Here is a 20,939-nt window from a genome sequence, read left to right as displayed (position 1 = left end):
GGGAATACCAGTCCGCCTTGTATACGACCCTTTTTGATCAACCCTTGGCTCTGTTTTCGTACCTTGCTCCACTTCGTGGTCGCCTTTGGTGCTCGACTTCGTCGTCGCTACGGGGATGCTGCACTTTGTGTTCGCAGGGGCGGATTCATTTTTTAACTTAGTTGTGGCTTTATGGGAATGCTTCTAGCTTTCTTTGGTCTGTTTTTGGGGCAGGGTTGTTATGGAAGACCATTCAATTCTTATTTATTGAATTTGATGCTTAGAGTGAAATTTCTCTCTTATTTTCCGCAATTTACGGCCTATCCAAGTAGCTAGACCCATGTTATAAAGTCGGTCTATGGGAATTAAGCCTCTTTCGTTAGAAGAAATCAAAAAGATGACTCGTGCTTGCCGTATTGCAGCCGATACATTGACCTATCTTGATAAATACGTAAAAGCCGGGATCACAACCAACGAGATTGATAAGTTGGCCAATGATTTCATGATGACTAAAGGGGCGAAGTCCGCTTGTTTGGGTTATCATGGTTATCCTAAGTACACTTGCACTTCAGTGAATGAGGTAGTTTGTCATGGTGTTCCTGATGATAAGACCATTCTTAAAGATGGCGATATCATCAACGTCGATGTCACTGCCTGGATTGATGGTTTCTTTGGTGATACTTCAAAAATGTACATGATCGGCAATGTTTCTGATGAAGCTAAAGATCTTGTAGAAACCGCGATGATGGCCCGCGACAAGGGGATTGAGATGATCACTCCGAATGGATTCACGGGTGATATTGGTTTTGAAACCAATAAGCTTGTGACTCGTAAGGGGTACACCACTGTCAAAGAAATCGGTGGTCACGGTGTGGGGCGTATTTTCCATGAGGAGCCATTTGTTCCTTCATTCGGGAAAAAAGGAAAAGGGGATCGCCTTGTTCCCTTCCATTGTATCACTGTAGAGCCTATGGTAAATCAGGGTACTGATGAGATTATTGAATATTCCATCCACGGATCGAGTATTAAATATTATCACACGGCCGATGGCTTGTTATCAGCGCAGTTTGAGCACACGGTGCTTGTGACTGACACCGGCTACGAAGTTCTGACTTTACCTTAGAACTTTTTTTGAATTAATTTTGATAAGTAACAACGTAAGGATAAATCAATGTCATTAACGACGACGAACGGAAAATCCGCTATGAAAAAAAACGCAAAGACTGCTACTAAAGCTCAACCGAAATCAAAAGCTGTTACTGGCGATTTCAGAGTTTGCAAAGAGGCGATGGAAAACCCAGAGGTTTTCGATAAATTGGCTAAATGGGGCCGTGAAGAAATCAAAATCGCTGAAACTGAGATGCCAGGTTTGATGGCACTTCGTAAAGAATATAAAAAACAACAACCTCTTAAAGGTGCACGCATTTCTGGTTGCCTTCACATGACAATCCAAACTGCAGTTCTTATTGAAACACTTGTAGAACTGGGCGCTGAAATCCGTTGGTCTTCTTGCAACATCTTCTCTACTCAAGATCACGCTGCTGTAGCTATCGCTGCTGCGGGTATCCCAGTATTTGCTTGGAAAGGTCTAACTGAAGAAGAGTTCAACTGGTGTATCGAACAAACTATCACTGGCTGGGGCAAAGAAGGCTTCAACATGATCCTTGATGACGGTGGTGATTTGACGAACATGATGCATGAACCACGTTTTGCAAAAGAAATGAAAAAGATCATCGGTATCTCTGAAGAGACAACAACTGGTGTTCACAATCTAGAGGTTCTTTTGAAAGCTGGAAAACTAAAAGTTCCTGCAATCAACATCAATGACTCTGTAACTAAATCTAAATTCGACAACTTGTACGGTTGCCGCGAATCACTTGCTGACGGTATCAAACGTGCAACTGACGTGATGGTTGCTGGTAAAATCTGTGTAGTTGCTGGTTACGGCGACGTAGGTAAAGGTTCTGCGCATTCACTTCGTGGTCTTGGTGCTCGCGTTCTTATCACTGAAATCGATCCTATCTGCGCATTGCAAGCAGCTATGGAAGGTTTCGAAGTTACTACTATGGATGAAGCCGCAAAAATCGCTGATATCTTTGTAACAGCGACTGGCTGCTGCGATATCATCACTGATAAGCACTTCAACTCTATGAAAAACAACGCGATCGTGTGCAACATCGGTCACTTCGATATCGAAATCGACATGGCTTGGTTGAACAAGAATTCAAAAATCCGCGAAGTTAAACCTCAAGTGGACATCCACACTTTGAAAAACGGCAAACAAATCATCGTCCTTGCAAAAGGCCGCTTGGTAAATCTTGGTTGTGCTACTGGCCACCCAAGCTTCGTTATGTCGAACAGCTTCACAAACCAAGTTTTGGCGCAAATGGAACTTTTCATGAACCGTGATAAGTACCAAGAGCTTGCGGTTTACCGTTTACCAAAACACCTTGATGAAAAAGTGGCGGCACTTCACTTGGATAAACTTGGCGTTAAGTTGACTAAGCTTTCTTCAAAACAAGCTAAGTACTTGCACATGTCTCCACAAGGTCCGTTCAAACCTGAACATTACCGTTACTAATTGACCCGCTTTCGGGTTGGTTAAAGGGGGCTGCTCTGCTGGCAAAACACTCAGACAGTCCTCGCGCGAAGGGGAGCCATCTTGGCTTCCCTTTTTTTTGTCTTTTGTTTTCTGATTACTACTGCTGATTTTTCGGGCGCTGTGGAACTCGGTTTTGCCAGCAGAGCAGCCCCCTTTATCCATCCCGAAAGCTGGAACTGTTAGGGGGAAAAGGTGCCTGCTTCTTTTTTGGGTCTACGGTGCGTTAGTCAAAACTCCGGAAATATCCAAATGAAATACCTCAGCACTTTGGTGCCTCTGCCGAGAGCGCTGGAGGTGCCTGGTTCTTTTTTACGTCCATGCTGCGTTACCGGATCGGTGGTGGAGAGTTTGGGGGCAAGTTCGCATGTAACATAAAACTTTTTGTTACTTGGTTTTTAGTTCGAACTTGGCTTTTGCTAGTAGGACTCCGTTGACCATGATTTCAATGAAGTGGGTGCCGGGGTAGTAGGTTCTTGTGGTTATCGGTTTGAATGAATGTTTCTTTTTTAAAGCCAAAGCTTCTTTGGCCTTTAGGTTTTTGATCGCGAGTTTGAAAACTTTGGGGGCGGTTTCGCCGTTGTTTTTTTGGTGGTGGACCAAATAGTCGATCATGACTTGGCAGTCTTTTGGGGATTTTAGATCGAAGGCGAATTCTAACGAGTCGCCTACTTTGACTTCTTTTTTTGCCAGTTTGAAGTTTTGGATTTCGACTTTGGCTAAGTTTTCGAAACCTAAAAGCTTCAATGCATCCTTATCGCCCTTCTTTAAAAGAGTTCTTAAGGCGTGTTTTACGATCCACTTTATCTTTACTTTATGTTTTTCCGGCGCTTCTTTGAGCCACTTGCTTGCCACCTGAACTGCAAGTTTTGGATGATCTTTTGAGATATCATTCAAATGATTGGCGACTGACTTTCTAACATACAGTTCTTCGTCGTATTTTAATTTTTCTAAAAGTTCTATGGTTTGCGCGGGGTCTTTAATAAAGTGCTTTAACTGTTCACCCCAGGGAAGCCTTGGTCTTGAGCCCTCGGAAACCAATCTTCGCACGTGGTGATTGGGGTCTTTTGCCCATTGATGTAGTACTTTAAGTGTTCTTTTTTCTTCTTTGATCAAGAACGGTCTGATTGCAAACTCACCAGTGAACCTAGAGGTTAACTCTTTAAGTGCTGCCACGGATTCATCGAAATCTTCAAGTCCATATCGTTGAACAAATTCGGTGAAGGCCCAAAGATCAAAACCGGCTAACGGTTTCATTTTTGGCGATGGCTCCGTCGCCGCCTTCATCAAAATCGCCAACGCCTTTTTATAATCCGATGGCAGATGAGTTTTTAAAAAATCACAAATCAGGCGCATCCTTGGTTTTAGTTCCAAGGCCGGTAGTTCATGGCTAACTTTTATAAACTCTTTACTAGCAAAAGTAGGGTAGTGAAATTGGATATGATGGGCCGTCCTTTTCACCAAGTCCTCGTTGATCCAATTTTTAAAAGCGGATTCTTCAGAGGCTTGGTTTTTTGCTGGCACGGCCGTGATCCTTATCTAACTACTTAAAATTGATCTTATCAGTGTAATGGCGAAGTTCTTGGATGCTTTCGCGAATGTCGTCCAACGCGCGATGCTTGTTCGCCTTTTGATAGAAATAATTAAACTTATTATTGATGATCACTTTCCATGAAGACACATCCACCATGCGATAATGCAAACGGCTTGAAAGATCCTTCATGTACTTATCAATAAACAGACGGTCCTGCATGATCGAATTCCCAGCTAACACCGGGCGGTCTTTTGGATCTGGGAAATGCTTTTTCACCATGTCGACTAGTTTTGCCTCGACTTGGTCAGGCTCCATCCCAAATGGAACTTTTGCAGTCAGGCCCGATTTTTTATGGTGTTCACGGTTCCAGGCGTCCATTGAATCCAAATACTTCTGCGGTTGTTTCACCACTGTTTCAAAAGTATCAAGTTCGGCAAAATTTAAATCAGTGACAATGGCCGCCACCTCGATGATCACTTCTTTCTCAACATCAAGTCCGGTCATTTCCATGTCGAGCCAAAAAAGCTTATTCATTTACGAATCCTGTTCTAGGGCTATCAGCCCGAAAAATCTTATTTTGAGGGATAGTGAGGGGGCAGACAAGTAAAGCTTACGGCTTGTCCTGCTGCATACCGCGATTCAAGGCGTCCTGAACCGTGCGGATCAAAGTTTTTTCGTCCCACGGTTTATCGATGAAGGCTTGGGCTCCGTATTTTTGCGCTTCTCGCACGATGTCTTTTTGGCCGTAACCGGTGTGCATAATAAAGGGAGTATTAATGCCGTGTTCGCGCATCCACTTCAAAACATCTAAGCCCGATTTTTTTGGCATTTTTTCGTCAGATAAAACCGCGTGAAACTTTTTTTGCTTCAAAAGTTCAATCGCCTCAATGCCGTTAGCTGCTTGAGAGATTTCAGAAGTGACGTCTTCAAGCAAGGCCACCAAAACTTCGCGCAGTTCTGGTTCATCATCAATAATTAGCAAGTGCCCTTTAGTGGTGGGCGTGGATTCGACATTCATTAGGTGATTAGTATGACAGAAGCTAAACTCCTCGTCATTTGATATACAACAGAACGAGGAGTTTTTTAGTTAGGTAGCCAAATGCTTGCGAAAAAACTATTTCGAAGTTTCAGAACCGGTGATTTTATAGTCACCAGCTTTAGACATCTCAGCTTGGATTTTTTCTTGAGGGATTATAACGCCCGCTTTAGGAGAAATCACAACCTTGCCTACAGACACTTCACATTTTTCAAGGCCTTCCATTTTGCAGACATGGGCTTTGATAGATTTAGCGCAAGAACCGCAGTGCATGCCTTCCACTTTGTACGTCGTGGTTTCAGCAAAAGAGATTTGAGCAAACAATAATGCCGCTAAAACTAGGGCTTTTTTCATCGGGGACTCCTTTTAGGTATCTGGAAGCTACACTATACCTGAAAAATACCTTTTCCAAGACGCTATTATGCTCAAAAAAAGGGCATTGGGCGCCATGACTAAGTTTTTTTGCAAAATTGTTGTTGTCTTGCGGGGCCAGAGTAGCTATAAAAGACCTTCCAAATCGATGTGGGGTGGTAGTTAAGTTGGTTATAACGTCCGCCTGTCACGCGGAAGGCCGCGGGTTCGAGTCCCGTCCACCCCGCCATTTATCTAAAAAATGGCGATCCTCACAAGCGATAAGGGCAAAATTACCGAGGCTTAGTTCTCGGTTTTTTTATGTCCAAAACCTTCCTATATCTTTTTATTACTCTTTTTCTATAGCACCTTAAGTATCCCTCCAGTTCAACAGTTCCAGACGAAACCCGCAGAGAACGACCAACGTTTCGACACTTAAAAGTTGCGGATGTTCCTTATAAAGAAAATGGAACACCCCTGAGAAATCCTTTATTTTAAGCTAAGCTGGATTGTCTTAGTTCCCTTAGGTGGGCATAGCGATTGCTCTTCAGATTTGTGCAAACAATAAAAAAGGAGATTTCTAATGAAACTTTTAATTTCTGCATTGATTTTCTTGGGAGTGGTTCAAGCCTCTGCGGTTGAGGGGCAAACAAAGGTACTTTGTGAGCTCAACACTCGTAGTATGTTCAAATTTGCAGCTGAAGACAATAAGCTGATTGTCTCGCAGGTAATTGGAGGCACCTGGTATGATTCAACCCGTGAAATAGTGAGTGCTCGAGAAACAGATGACATGGAAAATGAAAGTGCCCGCCACTTTTCAGCTTCTAACAGCAAAAATAATAGAAAAGTAGTTTCTGGTCGCGCGTATAACTTAGTACCTGTGGATCAAGCTATAGAGGGATTGTATAATGTTACATTCGCGGTATTTCAGATGTCTGATGGATCTCAAATGGCGATCAAATTTGACAGAAGAGAATATCCAGTTTTCGACAGCAAAGCTTGCAAACGCTAATTAAAAATTCTTGTCTCGTACTTTAGCTGTCCTCCGTTGGAGGACAGCATTTTTAATTCGCGGTGCTTTTATGTTTACCAGCGCGGTAAAAGCATGGAACCTGTACATTATGAAAGTTCATACGCTGAATATCTTTACCCGCAAACGAAAAACTATCGATCCCTGTCCTACATGTTTTCTACATCGCCAGCGTTGTATCTGCGCTTTTATTCCTAAGCATGATCTTAAGATACGTGTGAGCCTAATCATTCACGCAAAAGAACTGAAGCGCACAACCAACACAGGTCGCCTTGCCTTGCACGCTCTAAGTAATTCGCAGATGTACGTGCGAGGTCAATCAACAGAGCGTTTGGATTTAAATACGTTACTTGTACCTCAGTATGAAACCTATGTGCTTTTTCCATCAGACGATGCGGTGAACTTAGAAGACATCAAACCGCAGAAACCAATTCAACTGATTGTGACTGATGGCAACTGGCGCCAAGCCAGTAAGTTGAACACGCGCCATCCAGAACTGGCGCATTTGCCGCGAGTGAAAATCGGTGCCGCAAACACAGCTCGCTATCATCTGCGTAAGGAACACTTCAGTGAGGGCCTTGCGACATTAGAAGCCATCGCTCTAGCTTTACGAATTATCGAAGGCGAAGAAGTAGGGGACAGCTTACTTGGTTTGTATCAAAAAAAGCTCACTGCCACTTTGCAGGGCCGCGGTCTTACACCCTCTTCTGAGCTTGAATAATCTGATCTAATTTTCCCAAGAATTGCGACCGTGCCTTTTGATCCATGGGGGAGGGGCCGCCGCGCATTTCACCCATGTGTCTTAGGTTTTGCATAAGTTCGCGATTGGCGACAGCAGAGCCAATGTTGTCTTCGTTAAATTCGACACCTTTAGGTCCTAGAGCACGGGCCTTTTTCTTTACACAACGTTCGGCCAAAAGAATATCAGCAGTGATTACAATATCACGGTGGGTAACAGTTTCTGCAATCCAATCATCTGCGGCATCGAATGTTCCCGCGACAACTTTCATTTCTATGAGTGGATCAAGTGGCACATTTAAATACTTATTAGCTACCACATAGGTTTTTATTTTGTAGCGTGCGGCGACCTTGTAGGTTTCTTCCTTAACGGGACAGCCGTCTGCATCGATGAAGATTTGAATCTCATGTTTGTTTTCCATCACTAAGATCATCACTCATTGATTAAAATAGAGAAAGTAAATTCAAAAAATCCTTCTTTAAAAACCAACCTGCAACATTGCAGAGGCTTAGGTCGCTATACCCTGATGTATCTGCGCAACGGCTCTTTTCTTCCATGGCAACTTCATTGAATCTCTCATTGAATTGCATTGAGCAACCTATGGAGGTTTCATGAGTCAACAGAATGTCTTTTTATTAACTACAAAAACTTTCATAGGCGCTCTTGTCTTTGCGGTAGGTTTGCAAGCTCAATCTTCACAGCAATCCGATCGACTATCTAATTACAATAAGTCTGTTTTAGCTGATAACCCAGTGATGTTTTTAAATATGGGTTCACCAAGACTTGGGATCGAGCAGGATCTGTCAGGGAACGGTAATGCGGGAAGATATTTTCCCTCAGTATCTCGTCCGCGCACCGTAAGAATGCCTAACGGGGAATACGCAGCAGACTTTAATGGACTTGATCAGTACTTAGAAATTCGTAGTGCTGCGAATTTATCGGTGCCAACTACGGGGATACTGACACTTGAAGCATGGATCAGACCACGCACTTTGGAATTTCCAAAAGTGGAAGGAAGTGGTTACGTTTACTGGATGGGTAAAGGAATGCCGAATGAACATGAGTACGCCATGCGCATGTACTCATACACCAACGCAGAAAATCGTCCCAATCGAATTTCAGGTTATGCATTTAACTTAACTGGCGGCTTAGGTTCCGGCGCCTATTTTCAGGATGCTGTGAAAGTGGATCAGTGGCTTCACGTGACTTTAGTGATCAATACGAAAGCAACTTCAGCTACATATCCTACAGGCTACGTGAAGATATATAAAAATAAAAGGTTAAGACAAACGCAAGGCCTTCATCAATTCGACGTCATTCCCGGTGCAGGGTCTGCACCGTTAAGAATTGCTACTCGCAGTCTTAATTCTTTTTTCTTAGGTGCGATTGGAAAAGTTGCTGTCTACGATTACGAACTTAAACCTGCGCAAATTGTTAAACATCAAGATGTGATGTGTAAATCAGGTGGGTGTTACGGGGCGTTCTGGGAAAATTAATGTCCGTATTCGCGTAGCTGAAAACCTACTGAAAACTTGGCGCGTATTCTTTGTCTATTCCTTCAGTCTATGACATGAAAACTTCACTGGAGGAAACAATGCGATTTGCAAAATTAGGATTTTCATTTTTATTAGCAGCACTTTTTTGTTCACAAGGTTTGGCTTCATTCAATGTTCAAGACGTGGGAGTGATTGGTTTATTTTCCCACGATGTCTTTGCTTGGGATCATAAGAAGGAAGTGAACACTGAAAACAGTCGTTTGGATCTAAGTACAATCTTTGACTATGAAAATGGCAGCCGCTGGCACCTTGGCGGCAATACTAAGAACGCCGAGAATGCTCCAGTTTATACTGTGGCGATAACACTAGTGAATACTTATAAGAAGTTCTTGGCAGAAGGTCATAAGCCTGTCGAGGCACGAAAATTAACAGTGCTGGTATTTCATGAGATGGTTCGCGAATCCTACGAGCGAGCTTTGCAAGAAAAGTTCCCAGAGACTGCGCTAAGAGAGCATGTAAATAACGTGGATCAAGCTGCTTTAAGAGGCTTACATGATCTGCTACCAGGCCGTATTAAATTGTACGACCGCACTTTCCGGAGCGAACTTAAGCTTACAAATTTCATGACAGCAAAAACCTTTCTGAATGATAGAGAATTGGCGCAAGATCTTAAGCCTTTTGATGGAGATTACGATCCAGAATATAAAGCTATCGAAATTCCATTCTCGAATGTGGTTTTAAACCTTAAAGAAATTGATAGAAAATTTATCGAAAAATTCAGTCACTTTAAGCATGATCAAATGCTAGCTGAATTGGCCAAAGTTGGAGCGGGTGAAATGACCATGCAACAGCTTTCATTTGCAGCAGAATTGCGCGGCCTTTTCAGGAAAGCCATGTGCGGTGAAGGCAATGCCTACATGCCGCAAGATATGATCTGTGAGTAATGAATTTTAGGCAAACCGAAGCCTGTCTTCGGTTTGCTTTATCTAGTTAACGCGGGATGATTTTTTCGCCTGTTGCGCCATCTCTGCACATGTATTGACAAGCAATAGACGGAGCGATTTAGTCCCTGCGATGAAAAAAATTATTTTAAATCTGATTATGTTATTAGTTTCAATTCCTGCATTTGCTTGCCCTGAGCTATCAGGCAACTTCGAGTGTACATCTGAGTCTGGCCCGATCACTTCGTTTAGCATCAGCAAAGGCTATGAAAAAGGCCAGGTCATCTATCAAATTAATGGCACCAAGCTGATTGCTGACGGAGTTCCAGTGACCCGTTCTAAAGGTGACGGCTTCCCAACAACTTATACGACAAGTTGTGAAGGACAAAATCTTCGCGCCAGAATGCAGACCCATGTTTCTTCGGCGATCTGTCCGTCATTACCTTTAGCTGTGGATTCAATCACGATCTTCACACCAGTTGGAAATCAAATTGAAATGGATGATGTTACGATCCTGCTTTGTCCTGATAAAGCACCAATGAACATTCGCCACAAATATACTTGCACGAAAAAATAAGGAATAGAAAATGAACCGTCAAAAACTTACTACTATCATTGCAGTTGGTGTTTTATCTTTAATCGCCTCTTCAGCGAGTGCTGAAAAATTCTTAATTTCATTTAAAGATCACAATCAAGCGCAAGCCTTCAAATCTTCAATTCAGAATAATGCAGGGGTTCGTCTAGATAGTGATTTGTCTGATCTGCAAGTTTTGATCGTAGAAGCGCAGAACCAGAATCAAATCTTTAATTTCGTTGATGCAAAAGACCTTCGTTTCATCGAAAAACAAAAAGTTTACGGTGCTCCTCGGGTGCAGCTGGCACCGACGCCGGTTTCTAATTTACCGCGCATGACTTTGATGAACAATCAGGTGCCGGTTTCCCAAGGTCTTAAAATGATCAGCGTACCTCAAGCATGGACTATGAGCCGTGGTGTTGGCGCGCGCGTGATGGTGATCGATTCAGGTATTGATCAAAATCATCCGGCTTTTGCGGGCCGAATTGAGCAAATGAAGAATTTTACAGATGAAGGCGGCCCTGAAAACACAAAAGATGATGGCGGTCACGGAACCCACGTAGCTGGTATTATTGCAGCTCAAGCGGCACAAGAGGCCGTGGGTGTGGCTCCTCAAGCGAAACTACTTATTGCTAAAGTGTGCGGAGTAAAAGGTTGTAAGAGTGATGCGATTGCAAAAGCTCTAGGCTGGGCCCTTCGTGAAAAAGTAGATGTTGTGAATATGTCTTTAGGTGGCGGCGGAAGCGTTACTGAAAGATTTATGATTAATCAATTAGACGGAGAGCAAATTCCAGTTGTTGCAGCTATGGGTAACAATGGTATGGAGGCGACTCCTTTGCCTGCGGGATATCTTTCTGTGACGGCAGTAGGTGCAGTTGATATGAGCGGGCAGCGTGCAGCGTTTTCTAACTGGAGCCCAGCTTTAGACTTAATGGCGCCAGGTGTGGGTATTCGTTCTGCAGTACCATTGGGGATGGGCCGAGCTGCGCTTTCAAGCTTTCAAACTCAAAGTGGTGATTGGAAAGTTCTTCCTGGAGTGACATTTATCGGGGTTCCTACGACTTCCCTAAATGAAGCATCTATTTTTGGTGAATACGGCACAGTGGATGAACTTACAAAAGTAAATGCAACAGGAAAGATCCTAGTAGTTAAACGTGGCAATTTGCCATTGTTAGATAAAATCAAAAACGCGCAAAAAGCGGGGGCTTCAGCTTTGGTTATCTGCAATAACGATTCAGCTTTGGTAAGCGGGTCATTAAGTGAAGATCCAAACGAAATCCAGGTCCCTGTAATTATGGTCGAAAAAACAGCTGGCGAAGAATTAATCGCTAACTTAGCAAACTCTTCGTCACTTAAGGTGCAGTTTGAAATTCAAGCCGCAGATTATGCAGAATTCAGCGGTACTTCAATGTCATCTCCCTATGTGGCAGGTGTTGTGGCATTGATGAGATCTGTCGTTCCAGGCATCACTTCTTGGAAAATTCGTCAAATCATGGACGGTACAGCGACTCCAATTAAAACTGAAATTCCAAATCAAACTGGCAAGGGCTTGGTCAATGCCAAAGCTGCCGTTGATGGTGCGTACGCTGTACGTAAGAAGTATCGCAAAATTAATTAATTTCTCGATTTACTACACGTAAGAAAAGGCAGCCAACAGTGCTGCCTTTTTTTGTTTTTTAGCTCAAAAAGGACGGCGCCTTTTTCTCAAGTTCTTTTAAAATCAAACTGTGCAGGCGCGAATAATAGGGCTGATCGTGGTAGTGAATAGTAATGGGTCGTTTGTACTTTTGATATCCCGGAACGATCTTCACGTACTTATTGTCGTTGACTAAATGACGGCTCATCACCGCGCGGCCCAGGCCCAATTCAACCGCGTCAATAATTCCATAAACATCGCCCATAAAGGATCTACGAATAAGTTTGGGAACTTTGGACTGATTTTTAAAAAATGATTCCGTCGCATTATCTAAGGGGCCATGATCCAAATAGACGTCAGCGGGACTTTGATGTTTCACGCTTTCAATCACCACAAACTCCTCATAACCAAGCACGGATTCATGCAAGCCGCTTTTACCCCACTTGTAATCCATGACGATAAGATCCGCTTTAGCAGATTTCAAAACATCCGGAAGCTCATACATTTCGTAGGACTGAAAATCGATGCTGATTCCCGGGTGAGCGCGCATGAGGCCCGCTAAAGAAGGGATAATCATAGAGCGTAAAACCGAAGAATAGGCCGCTAATCTAAAATGACCGGCGATATTTTCTTGAGAGCCTTTGATGTCCCACAGAAGTTCGTTTTCCAATTGCTTTTGAATACTGGCAAATTTCAGCAGTTTTTCTCCTGCCTCCGTGAGTTTTAAACCTCGTGGTTCTCGCACGAACAAGGTCACTTCAAGATCTGCTTCAAGAAGGGAAATACGTTGCGACAAAGCAGACTGGGTTAATCCCAGCTCTTTGGCGGCGTTTGTAATATTCAAGTCCTTGGCGGTCTGCAGGAAGGCGGAAAGGCCTAAGTTCGAGATTTTCATAGGTATTAGTTATTCTAATGGATATATAAAAACAATTAATTTTTATTATTTATCGAGAGGGGCTAATCAGTATTCAGCGATAAAGCTCTGAAAGGATTAACCATGAAAACTTTAGTATTTGTTATGATTTTAATGTTGAACTCTTTGGCTTTGGCAACGCCGGCTCCCGTGGTCCTAGGGACTCACAATTGTTTTAGCGATGCCGGAGCCTCCTTAAGTGTTACGGTCATTCAAGCGCGCCCGGCGCAAGCAACAGGCGTAGTAACTAACCCAGATACGACGTCAGAAACTTTCACTGGTTGGCAAGTGGTGGAACTACCTTACACTTATGGCTTAACCTCTGAGCAAACGGGGAAAGAAGCTACTTTGTCTTTTTCTTATCCCAAGAATTACGGTGGCAGATGTGGACGTTGTGGCCCTGGATCAGGAAACCCTACCTATTATGCCAAACTTCAAATCGAATCCCAAGAATATAACTTTACATGCCCGATGTAGGCCAGAAACTGGTTTCACTAAAATGGAAAGCCTCTTTTAAACAGGGGCTTTACATTCTTATCTATCTGCTTGTAGCTATCGCATGGATCGCTTTTGATGGCCACGCGCTCACTATTGAATCTGAGGAATCTAAAACAGCGGATTTGAAACCCGTATTTAATAAAATCACCTGGCAGTGGGGTAAAGACCAGGATGTCTGGATGATGAATCAAAGTCATCACGGAGCGAATGCTGATCCCACCCAGTGGGACAGGTTGGCCATCTTTATTGATAAAACTAAAAATCCCAAGGTGGCCCGTTTTTACCAGTTAAAGCCCGGTGATTTAAAATGGAGCGACAATTTAATTGAGCAACGAGTTGAATATCGCGCCAATTGTTTTATCTGTCATAACAACGGCCCGCGTGCGATCCGTCCGTTCGCAGAAAGTCAGGACGCTGCCTTAACGTGGCGTGAGCGAATCAAGATCCACACTTGGAATTTAAGAATGAAGGCCTATGGCAGAATTGTTTATGATCGGACACATGACCAAGAGGATGCACATCTGACTGTTCCTTTTTCATATCATTCTCGCGAAGATAATACCTTCTTGAAAGTCAAAACTTGCGTACGCTGCCATAATGAAAGTGGATCTTTCGCTCGCGGTTTTTTACGCCGCCAGCACATAGGCACTATTCGCGCCTTGATACAAAAAGGTCACATGCCTCCTTTAGGATTTTCATTGGATCAAAAAGAAAAAAGGCAGCTTGAAGACTTTATTCGTGGTTTCTAAAACAACTGTGTACTATAGTTCTTAGGTGTTGTGAGTGACCTGAACTATGTATAGGAAGAGACAATGAAAAATAAAAGATGGTTTGCCGTAAAAACGCTTTATATAACTCGTGCTGTGGGTAAATCCAGCGGAAAAGGCAAACAGGCCTTTGCTGAATTGCTTGAAGAGCGTGTAGTATTGTTCCAAGCAGCAACTCCGCTTGCCGCAGTAAAAGCGGCTGAAAAAGACGCTAAAGAATACAGCCAATACACTTATACAAATTTTGAAAATCAATCCGTACGCACTGAGTATTTAAAAGCCTGCGATGTTTTTGAAATTTATGAATCACTAGATACTGGTGTTGAAGTTTTTGCATCAACTGGAGTATTGACTAAAAAACCATCTAAAAATGATCTGATTACACGTAGACTTGGAAAGATGGAAACAAATAGCACAATTAAGATGCGCAAAAGGTTTATGAGTAAGGAATTAGGTTCTTACATCTAAAATATTTCAGAATATAGACCGGGACTTAATAGAGTTCCGGTCTATATTTTCCGGGGTTCGTCTATTGTTTGAAACATTGGCGAATTACACAGCTTCAACACCGGATCATTTAACTGTTTCCGTGCTATTATATTTTTTTATGCCAGCTCAGCTATTGTTTCTTTTATTGAATCTTTTTGTTCAAACCGCGTTTTCAAACGAAGTGGTGCGCATCTCTACGGGAGAGTGGTCACCTTTTGTTTCAGAACATCTTGAAAATAAAGGCATACTTGCTCATATCACTAAAGAAGCATTTGCAGTGAAGGGAGTGGATGTTCAGTACGGATTTTTTCCGTGGGCACGCGCGGCCCAGTTTTCAAAAACTGGAGAGTGGGATGGAACCATCGCTTTTGTACGTCTGAAAGAGCGTGAACCTTTTTACCTATTCAGTGATCCTATTTACGTCGGGCACTATGCTTTCTTTCACCTTAAGTCCACTCCTTTTTCTTGGAACGATTATGCAGATTTAAAAGATAAACTTATCGCTTCAACAATTGGCTTTGGCGGGATGGGGGATGGGTTTATCGAGGCTGAAAAAAAAGGAGCTATAAAGGTCCTTCGCTTGCTATCGGATGTTCAGAGTTTCAATATGTTGATGGCTAAAAGAGCCGCAGCTGTTCCCAGTGATGTCGAGGTGGGTTATGTGCTGGCGAAAAAACTTTATGGCGAAAAAGCGATCCTCATTACGCACAATGATCATTATATTCAACGAGCTGAATACCATTTAGTGATTTCCAAAAAAATTAAACACGGCCAAGACTTGATTAATAAATTTAATAGCGGCCTTGCGCAACTTCGTAAATCGGGGCGCTATCAAGAAATTCTAAATAGCTGGTATGAAAAGCCCATTTACAAAGATGCCGTCCCTAGAAAATACCTAAAGTTGAAAAAATAGAAGGAACTTGTTCGAGTTACTGCAGGGCGCCTGCATTTGCCAGATCTTGCAAGGTGCTAGTTCAGAAACGTCAAATGCCTGTTCTAGCAAATCAGCGATACATTGCTAACTAGAGCTTAAGTTTTCCTTCTTTCCACTCTTCAGCGATTTCGATCATCTTAGTGTCATAGTCTATCGCGGATTTTAGCACCTGCATTCTGATAGCAAGATCATTATCGATTTCGCCGCTGGCCTTTTTACTTTCGTATTTGGCTTTTGCTGATTCAAGTTCACTGGTTTGACGGCGAATATTGAATTCCAGAGTATAAATAAATTTTTGATAATCTTCAAAGGTATGATCATTTTTTAATAACAAAATGAGCATTTCATGACTGCTAATTTTATTAGAGTCGATGCCTCTGCCATTCTCTTTATAAGAAAGCGACCAACCACTGCTTAATAAACCAGACATAAGATTTAAGTTGTTCTCAATCAGAACCGTATCTAAAAACTCTATAGAGCGCGCACCTTGCGAAGATAGATAAATTAAAATTTCTGTTTCTGCAGGTGTCAAAGTTCTCCATCGATTCCACTTCTTGATAAGTTCAGCTAATGCTCTTAGTGTTCCATTCAGCTCGGCTTTGCGTTCTACAAAGAACACAGCTTCCGCAAGTGTTTCGATAAAAAAGATGGGTCTTTCGATGGACTCTTTTTCCCCGTCAATGTTTGCACCCGCATTGGCTAAAACTTTAACCAAGTCTAAATCGTCATTTTCTAAAGCTAAAATTAATAAGCTGTGACCTTTACGGTTTGAACCATGAATTTCAGCTTGATGATTCAATAAAATTTGCGGCAAGTTTTTACGATTATTTTTAATTGCAGCGAAAAGCGGAGTGTCACCTTCTGCATTAACTGCGTTCACCTCAGCTTTAGCGCTTAAAAGAGCCTTTAACACTTTCTCATTAGCCGCGAAATGAAGGGCGGTGTTATCATTAGCATCGCGAAGATTTACTGGCGCACCATTTTGTAAAAGGAGTTCTACGATTTCTGACAAACCTTTTTTAGAAGCCTCTTGTAAGGGAAGTTTATTCTGGCCGTCTTTTTTATCTAATGGGACACCTGCTTTAAGCAGAAGTTGAGTGGCGAAGATATTACTATTTTCAATGGCCGTCAGAAGCGGTGTAGTATTGCCGCAATCAACCGCTGGATTTACATTATATTTAAAAACCTTTTCCAACATAATGTTGTGGCTAGTTTCTAAGATTCTGCAAATCAATGGGGATTTTTCCAACAAAGCATTTGGATTGGCTTTTTTGCTTAATAATAGTTCTGCTACGTCAGTCTTACCACCCTGAACAGCATAGGAAAGTGGCGTATTGCCAGAGCTGTCTAGGGCATCAACAAGACTGCCCTGGGACAGCAAGATTTCTGCGGCGTTTTTAGATTTTATATAATGCAAAGGCAATCTATCAGCTAAGTCTTTGAAATTAACCTGGGCTTTTTTCTGAAGTAGTTTTTGCATAATATCAACTGCATCGACCTGAGTCGCTACATGCAAAGACGTAGTGCCTTTATCTATGTCTTTAATATTCGCTCTTAAGTTAATATCAATATCGGGTCTGCTTAATAAAAAATCAGTAAAAGATTTATTTTGAGAAGCGATGGATGAATTTAAAAGAACATCGTTTCCATTTACAGAATTCGGGCTGGATCCTTTTTCAATTATCTGCATGGCCTCCGTTACAAGGCCTTGGGTAAAAGCAAGGTGAGCTACAGAATATTTCTCGCTAATATTTTCGACTTTAAGATCATTTCTATTTAACAAAGCCGCTAAAACAGGTTTTATTTCTTTATCACGGCCTTGATTCAGCAGCTTTTCTAAAAGGGTCTGATTCAACTTTGAATCGTGAATATTGACGTCGGTTTTTGGCCATTTTATCAAAGCCAAGGTTATTTCATCTCTATAAAAACTTGACCCTTTAGCTGCTTCAAAAAGAATAGGATCCCCAGATGAGAGGGTTTCATTGGGATCTGCTCCTGCTTGTAAAAGCATTTGAACAATCTTCGGACTGTCTTTAAACATGCCACGGGTGATGATGTGGTGAAGAGGACTAATTGAAGGATCCCAGAAAGTTTTAATTTTTGTATTGGGATTTGCACCTTTCTTAAGATTTACTGCCACACAGGCTGCATCTCCGCGCTCTATAGACTCTGCGAAATTCCAGGGGAAAACGCATTTTTCCGTTTCAAAAGAGAGTTTTTCAGTAGGATCAATGGAAGTTTTCGAAGCAGAACAGCCCATTAAGATTTGACTGACAGTTAAAGGCACTAACACTGAGGCCATTAAAGACGACATATTTTTGACAGTTGATTTCATTGATTTTTCCCCATGAAAGGTTCTTAACGGGGCTCTATAGGGCAAGGTGTGTGCCAAAAGATTTTGGCGCCAAATCAAATTGATGAGCTATGAAATTGATGTATTCTAAAAACAGCTTCCGGAGACTAAGACGAAATCCAGATTCTTGGAACGGGTTTGCTGCTAACTGCAGGAACCGGCATCCACAAGCTTCTGAAGCAATGCTAAATCCTTTTTTGCAGTTAAGCCTTTTAAGAACTGACCCACCAAACAAGTCTTACCTGCGTTCAGGGCCGTCACGAGCTTAAGAAGGCCCCTAGATTTCGATTCAACTAAAACGCCACCAAAACTGAAGTAGAAGACTTTTTTGTCGGTAAGACTTTGTTGCCACAGGATTAAAGCGCGATTGTTGCGCAGTTTGATATTTAATTTCGGAGTTATTTTTAAATCAACCTTCGGAATTGTCTTAAAACCTTGAAGCGAAATATGCTTCATCCAAGATTTTAAAAATGCCTCTTGCAACTGAAGGGCAGACAAGTTCTGCAATACAGCCATCGAATCGCGGTAAGCACTAGGAAGTTCTGTCACTTCGCCAGACTTGTTGTGCAGGGTTTTAAACGAAGTTGTCGGCTTGAGTGCATCTTTAGCTAACTTCGAATCTAGAAGATCCTTCAAAGAATCAGAGAACATATTCTTGTGAGGTTGATCAACCCACACGCCCAAGCTCCACGTCGCACTGAAAGAGCCATCAGATTCAGCAATATGCCAAGCATTTGACGGCCAATAAGTCATGTCGCCAGGGCGAGCCTCTAAAACCAAGGAGTCTTTTTTGTATTTATCATACTTAAAAGCGCGATCCAGATCGGGATGCTTTTCGGCGAACTCAGGTGTCCAAAGACGGAAGGTCTTAGTTCCAGCAACCGGGAAACTAAATACACCGCAGGAGTCTACGTGGACCCCAAATGGAGTCTTACGATAGTTCCCTAAATAAAGACCCATTTCAGAAAAACGATTCGGGAAACCTACGTGATGGTAAAGCTCGTCGGTAAAGTCAGTCAGCAGATGCTGCTTTTTTAAATTCACCTTAAGGAGCTCATCGCAAACTAGGCAGTAATCTGAAAACTCCGCTTCCATACGGGCGTGATATCCCAGCAGGGACTTATCACTCTTAACGGGCAGGACTTGCAAAACATCATCGGCATCGGCCTTAAAACCATCGATATAAAATTTAAAGCCTTCAGGGTCGTTCAGCTTACGGCAGCGGTCGCTATAAAGGACCAAAAGATCAAAGATCTCTGCAGCGCTCATTTCTAATAAACCGGATTTGACGTTTTTAAGCGCTAAGGGCTTTTTTTCCCAATAGTTCGCGGCAAAGTTCTTCCAAAACTTTTGATCTAACAGGACTGGTTTTAAAGGCGATACAGACGTTTTAGAAGACTTCATAAGCGCGAGAGTCGTTTAGAAACCCACCACAGTCAAGACAGCCTTGTAAATTCGCCAAGGGCTTTCAAGAAGGCGCCTTAAGCCCTTGTGGAGCCTTCGTAATTAGCTTAAATATTTACCTCCTTGGAGAATCTAATGAACCCAGCTGTGACCTTTGATGAATCCGTTCAGACCCTAGAGCTTAAGCGCGATGTAACTAAACATCTTAAGCAAGGCCACCGCTGGATATTTGCAAACTGCTTTGAAGAGGGGCGCTCTGTTAAGTCAGGTATCCATCTTTTAAACTATAAGGGCGAAACCCTTGCTTTGGGGATCTGGCAAAACGACACACAATTACGTTTTAGAGTTCTAGTCCTTGCCGAAGAACCTATCTTTAGAAAAAACAGCGTCAAGCGCACCTTAGAACTCTATTTTGAAAACCAATGGCGTAAGGCCGTTGAAATCCGCCGTACTTTTGATCTTTCAGTGACAAATTCTTTCCGTTTGATTAACGGGGAGGGTGACGGTCTGCCAGGTCTTATCGTCGATATCTATAACGACACAGCGGTTATTAAGCATGACCACGCTATCATGGAAAAAACTTGGAATGCTAAAGCTATTGGCGAAAAAATCCAAGAGGCCTTCCCGCAAATTAAGTGCGTATACCTGAAACGCCGTAACGACGCTGATGAAAAAGGAACCAACATCATCGGGACATTAGCGCCTGAGGTTCAATTCCTGGAAAATGGCGTTCTTTTTGCCTCTAACATTCGTGACGCTGCTAAGACGGGCTTTTTCCTAGATCAACGCGATAACCGCAAAATGATCCAGCATTTTGCTAAAGGAAAGACTGTTTTAAATCTATTCAGTTATACGGGCGGCTTTTCTATTTTTGCTGCTAAAGGTGGCGCTAAAGAAGTGACAAGCGTCGACATTGCCAAAGTCGCTATTCAAGCGGTTCAGCGTAATTTTGAAATCAACAAACTGAATACAGTTCACCATGACGTAGCGACAGATGCCTTTGCATACCTTGAACAGCTAAATACCGAAAAGAAAAAATACGACATCGTCATCACAGACCCGCCAAGCTTTGCACCGAACGAAAAATCAGTGGAGCAAGCCAAAGCTGCTTACGCAAAGGTATTCTCTAATTCCATTAAGCTTGTGAATCAAGAAGGCCTCTTTGCGGCAAGTTCTTGTTCAAGCCACATTTCCACTCAAGCTTTTATGGAGATCTGTAAGGAAGCTTTCTCTAAAGCTCGCAAAAAAGGCACGTTGGTTTATATGGGTGGTCAGCCCGTGGACCATCCATATCCTTTGGCGATGGAAGAACTTCGCTATCTAAAATTCGCACTTTTCCGTTTGGACTAAGAGGGAGCTATCTGTGAATACCATCGCAAGCCTTCGTCAGGAAATCGATCAAGTTCATAAAGAGATGCATGCGCTTTTAGTGCGTCGTCGCGATTTGACTATGGCCATCTGGAAAATCAAACAAGCAGAAGGTCAGCCGTTCTTTAATGCCGAACGCGAAGCTCAAATAATTAAAGATTTTGTCGCTTTAAATGAGGGCCAAGAAAAAGACCCACAATTTGATGAACTTCTTAAGGGAGTGATGAACTCCCTATTAAGAGAATACGAAACTTACCTAAAATCGAAATTTCCGCCGAAGTAAGCTGGTCTGCACTTC

Annotated in this window: 22 protein-coding genes and 1 tRNA gene; 15 read left to right on the top strand and 8 right to left on the bottom strand. The window is 42.5% G+C overall.

What is annotated here, in order from left to right:
• Positions 1 to 337: 337 nt before the first annotated feature.
• The gene (gene map / locus MNR06_RS06380) at positions 338 to 1,102 is read left to right on the top strand and encodes a type I methionyl aminopeptidase (RefSeq protein WP_243540255.1); all 765 of its coding nucleotides are present in this window, start codon (positions 338 to 340) and stop codon (positions 1,100 to 1,102) included.
• 48 nt (positions 1,103 to 1,150) lie between these two features.
• Positions 1,151 to 2,560, top strand: a complete 1,410-nt coding sequence (gene ahcY, locus MNR06_RS06375) for an adenosylhomocysteinase (RefSeq protein WP_243540253.1) — start codon at positions 1,151 to 1,153, stop codon at positions 2,558 to 2,560.
• Positions 2,561 to 2,965: 405 nt separating this feature from the next.
• Here the strand turns inward: ahcY and MNR06_RS06370 are convergent, their stop codons facing one another.
• The 4 genes from MNR06_RS06370 to MNR06_RS06355 all read right to left on the bottom strand — a co-directional run bounded on the left by MNR06_RS06370 (position 2,966) and on the right by MNR06_RS06355 (position 5,502).
• Entirely contained in the window at positions 2,966 to 4,102 is a 1,137-nt protein-coding gene (locus MNR06_RS06370; RefSeq protein ID WP_243540251.1) for a DNA alkylation repair protein, read from the bottom strand.
• Positions 4,103 to 4,121: 19 nt separating this feature from the next.
• On the bottom strand, positions 4,122 to 4,646 hold the full coding sequence (orn, locus tag MNR06_RS06365) for an oligoribonuclease (protein ID WP_243540249.1): 525 nt from the start codon (positions 4,644 to 4,646) through the stop codon (positions 4,122 to 4,124).
• Between the two features lie 76 nt (positions 4,647 to 4,722).
• On the bottom strand, positions 4,723 to 5,130 hold the full coding sequence (locus MNR06_RS06360; RefSeq protein WP_243540248.1) for a response regulator: 408 nt from the start codon (positions 5,128 to 5,130) through the stop codon (positions 4,723 to 4,725).
• A 96-nt stretch (positions 5,131 to 5,226) separates the two neighbouring features.
• Positions 5,227 to 5,502: a heavy-metal-associated domain-containing protein gene (locus tag MNR06_RS06355; RefSeq protein WP_243540240.1), complete on the bottom strand. Its 276-nt coding sequence runs from the start codon at positions 5,500 to 5,502 to the stop codon at positions 5,227 to 5,229.
• A 170-nt stretch (positions 5,503 to 5,672) separates the two neighbouring features.
• Between MNR06_RS06355 and MNR06_RS06350 the strand changes: the two genes are divergently transcribed.
• The 3 genes from MNR06_RS06350 to MNR06_RS06340 all read left to right on the top strand — a co-directional run bounded on the left by MNR06_RS06350 (position 5,673) and on the right by MNR06_RS06340 (position 7,250).
• Positions 5,673 to 5,749 (top strand) — tRNA-Asp (locus MNR06_RS06350).
• A 333-nt stretch (positions 5,750 to 6,082) separates the two neighbouring features.
• Complete coding sequence (locus MNR06_RS06345) at positions 6,083 to 6,511, top strand: hypothetical protein (protein ID WP_243540232.1); 429 nt, start codon at positions 6,083 to 6,085, stop codon at positions 6,509 to 6,511.
• Between the two features lie 109 nt (positions 6,512 to 6,620).
• Positions 6,621 to 7,250, top strand: coding sequence for a tRNA-uridine aminocarboxypropyltransferase (locus tag MNR06_RS06340; RefSeq protein ID WP_243540230.1), 630 nt, complete (start codon positions 6,621 to 6,623; stop codon positions 7,248 to 7,250).
• Here MNR06_RS06340 and MNR06_RS06335 read toward each other — a convergent pair.
• Positions 7,225 to 7,701 (bottom strand): YaiI/YqxD family protein, encoded by a 477-nt coding sequence (locus MNR06_RS06335; RefSeq protein ID WP_243540228.1) that lies wholly within the window; start codon positions 7,699 to 7,701, stop codon positions 7,225 to 7,227. The two genes, MNR06_RS06340 and MNR06_RS06335, sit on opposite strands and share 26 nt — an antisense overlap.
• A gap of 178 nt (positions 7,702 to 7,879) precedes the next feature.
• Between MNR06_RS06335 and MNR06_RS06330 the strand changes: the two genes are divergently transcribed.
• The 4 genes from MNR06_RS06330 (at position 7,880) to MNR06_RS06315 (ending at position 11,897) form a co-directional block, all read left to right on the top strand.
• Positions 7,880 to 8,764 (top strand): LamG domain-containing protein, encoded by an 885-nt coding sequence (locus MNR06_RS06330; protein WP_243540226.1) that lies wholly within the window; start codon positions 7,880 to 7,882, stop codon positions 8,762 to 8,764.
• 98 nt (positions 8,765 to 8,862) lie between these two features.
• Entirely contained in the window at positions 8,863 to 9,708 is an 846-nt protein-coding gene (locus MNR06_RS06325; RefSeq protein WP_243540224.1) for a hypothetical protein, read from the top strand.
• Positions 9,709 to 9,838: 130 nt separating this feature from the next.
• Positions 9,839 to 10,282: a hypothetical protein gene (locus tag MNR06_RS06320; protein ID WP_243540222.1), complete on the top strand. Its 444-nt coding sequence runs from the start codon at positions 9,839 to 9,841 to the stop codon at positions 10,280 to 10,282.
• A 10-nt stretch (positions 10,283 to 10,292) separates the two neighbouring features.
• Positions 10,293 to 11,897, top strand: a complete 1,605-nt coding sequence (locus MNR06_RS06315) for a S8 family serine peptidase (RefSeq protein WP_243540220.1) — start codon at positions 10,293 to 10,295, stop codon at positions 11,895 to 11,897.
• A gap of 58 nt (positions 11,898 to 11,955) precedes the next feature.
• Here the strand turns inward: MNR06_RS06315 and MNR06_RS06310 are convergent, their stop codons facing one another.
• Positions 11,956 to 12,810, bottom strand: coding sequence for a LysR family transcriptional regulator (locus tag MNR06_RS06310; protein WP_243540218.1), 855 nt, complete (start codon positions 12,808 to 12,810; stop codon positions 11,956 to 11,958).
• Positions 12,811 to 12,912: 102 nt separating this feature from the next.
• On the opposite strand from MNR06_RS06310, the gene MNR06_RS06305 reads away from it, so the two are divergent.
• The 4 genes from MNR06_RS06305 to MNR06_RS06290 all read left to right on the top strand — a co-directional run bounded on the left by MNR06_RS06305 (position 12,913) and on the right by MNR06_RS06290 (position 15,495).
• Complete coding sequence (locus MNR06_RS06305; RefSeq protein ID WP_243540216.1) at positions 12,913 to 13,305, top strand: hypothetical protein; 393 nt, start codon at positions 12,913 to 12,915, stop codon at positions 13,303 to 13,305.
• Positions 13,293 to 14,075: a c-type cytochrome gene (locus MNR06_RS06300; protein ID WP_243540215.1), complete on the top strand. Its 783-nt coding sequence runs from the start codon at positions 13,293 to 13,295 to the stop codon at positions 14,073 to 14,075. The genes MNR06_RS06305 and MNR06_RS06300 overlap by 13 nt, the downstream gene beginning before the upstream one ends.
• A 63-nt stretch (positions 14,076 to 14,138) precedes the next feature.
• Entirely contained in the window at positions 14,139 to 14,561 is a 423-nt protein-coding gene (locus MNR06_RS06295; protein WP_243540213.1) for a DUF4288 domain-containing protein, read from the top strand.
• A 64-nt stretch (positions 14,562 to 14,625) separates the two neighbouring features.
• A complete protein-coding gene (locus MNR06_RS06290) occupies positions 14,626 to 15,495 on the top strand; it encodes a substrate-binding periplasmic protein (RefSeq protein ID WP_243540211.1) in 870 nt (289 codons plus the stop codon).
• Between the two features lie 109 nt (positions 15,496 to 15,604).
• On the opposite strand, the gene MNR06_RS06285 is transcribed toward MNR06_RS06290, so the two are convergent.
• Positions 15,605 to 17,851 carry an ankyrin repeat domain-containing protein gene (locus MNR06_RS06285; protein ID WP_243540209.1) on the bottom strand — a complete coding sequence of 749 codons (2,247 nt, stop codon included), beginning with the start codon at positions 17,849 to 17,851 and terminating at the stop codon, positions 15,605 to 15,607.
• A gap of 162 nt (positions 17,852 to 18,013) precedes the next feature.
• Complete coding sequence (locus MNR06_RS06280) at positions 18,014 to 19,273, bottom strand: cupin domain-containing protein (protein ID WP_243540199.1); 1,260 nt, start codon at positions 19,271 to 19,273, stop codon at positions 18,014 to 18,016.
• 135 nt (positions 19,274 to 19,408) lie between these two features.
• Between MNR06_RS06280 and MNR06_RS06275 the strand changes: the two genes are divergently transcribed.
• On the top strand, positions 19,409 to 20,623 hold the full coding sequence (locus MNR06_RS06275) for a class I SAM-dependent rRNA methyltransferase (protein ID WP_243540197.1): 1,215 nt from the start codon (positions 19,409 to 19,411) through the stop codon (positions 20,621 to 20,623).
• 13 nt (positions 20,624 to 20,636) lie between these two features.
• Positions 20,637 to 20,924 carry a chorismate mutase gene (locus tag MNR06_RS06270; protein WP_243540195.1) on the top strand — a complete coding sequence of 96 codons (288 nt, stop codon included), beginning with the start codon at positions 20,637 to 20,639 and terminating at the stop codon, positions 20,922 to 20,924.
• Positions 20,925 to 20,939: the final 15 nt, after the last annotated feature.

It is taken from the genome of Bdellovibrio reynosensis (assembly GCF_022814725.1).
GTDB classification, from domain to species: Bacteria; Bdellovibrionota; Bdellovibrionia; order Bdellovibrionales; family Bdellovibrionaceae; genus Bdellovibrio; species Bdellovibrio reynosensis.
This window is presented reverse-complemented; position numbering and strand designations above follow the sequence as displayed.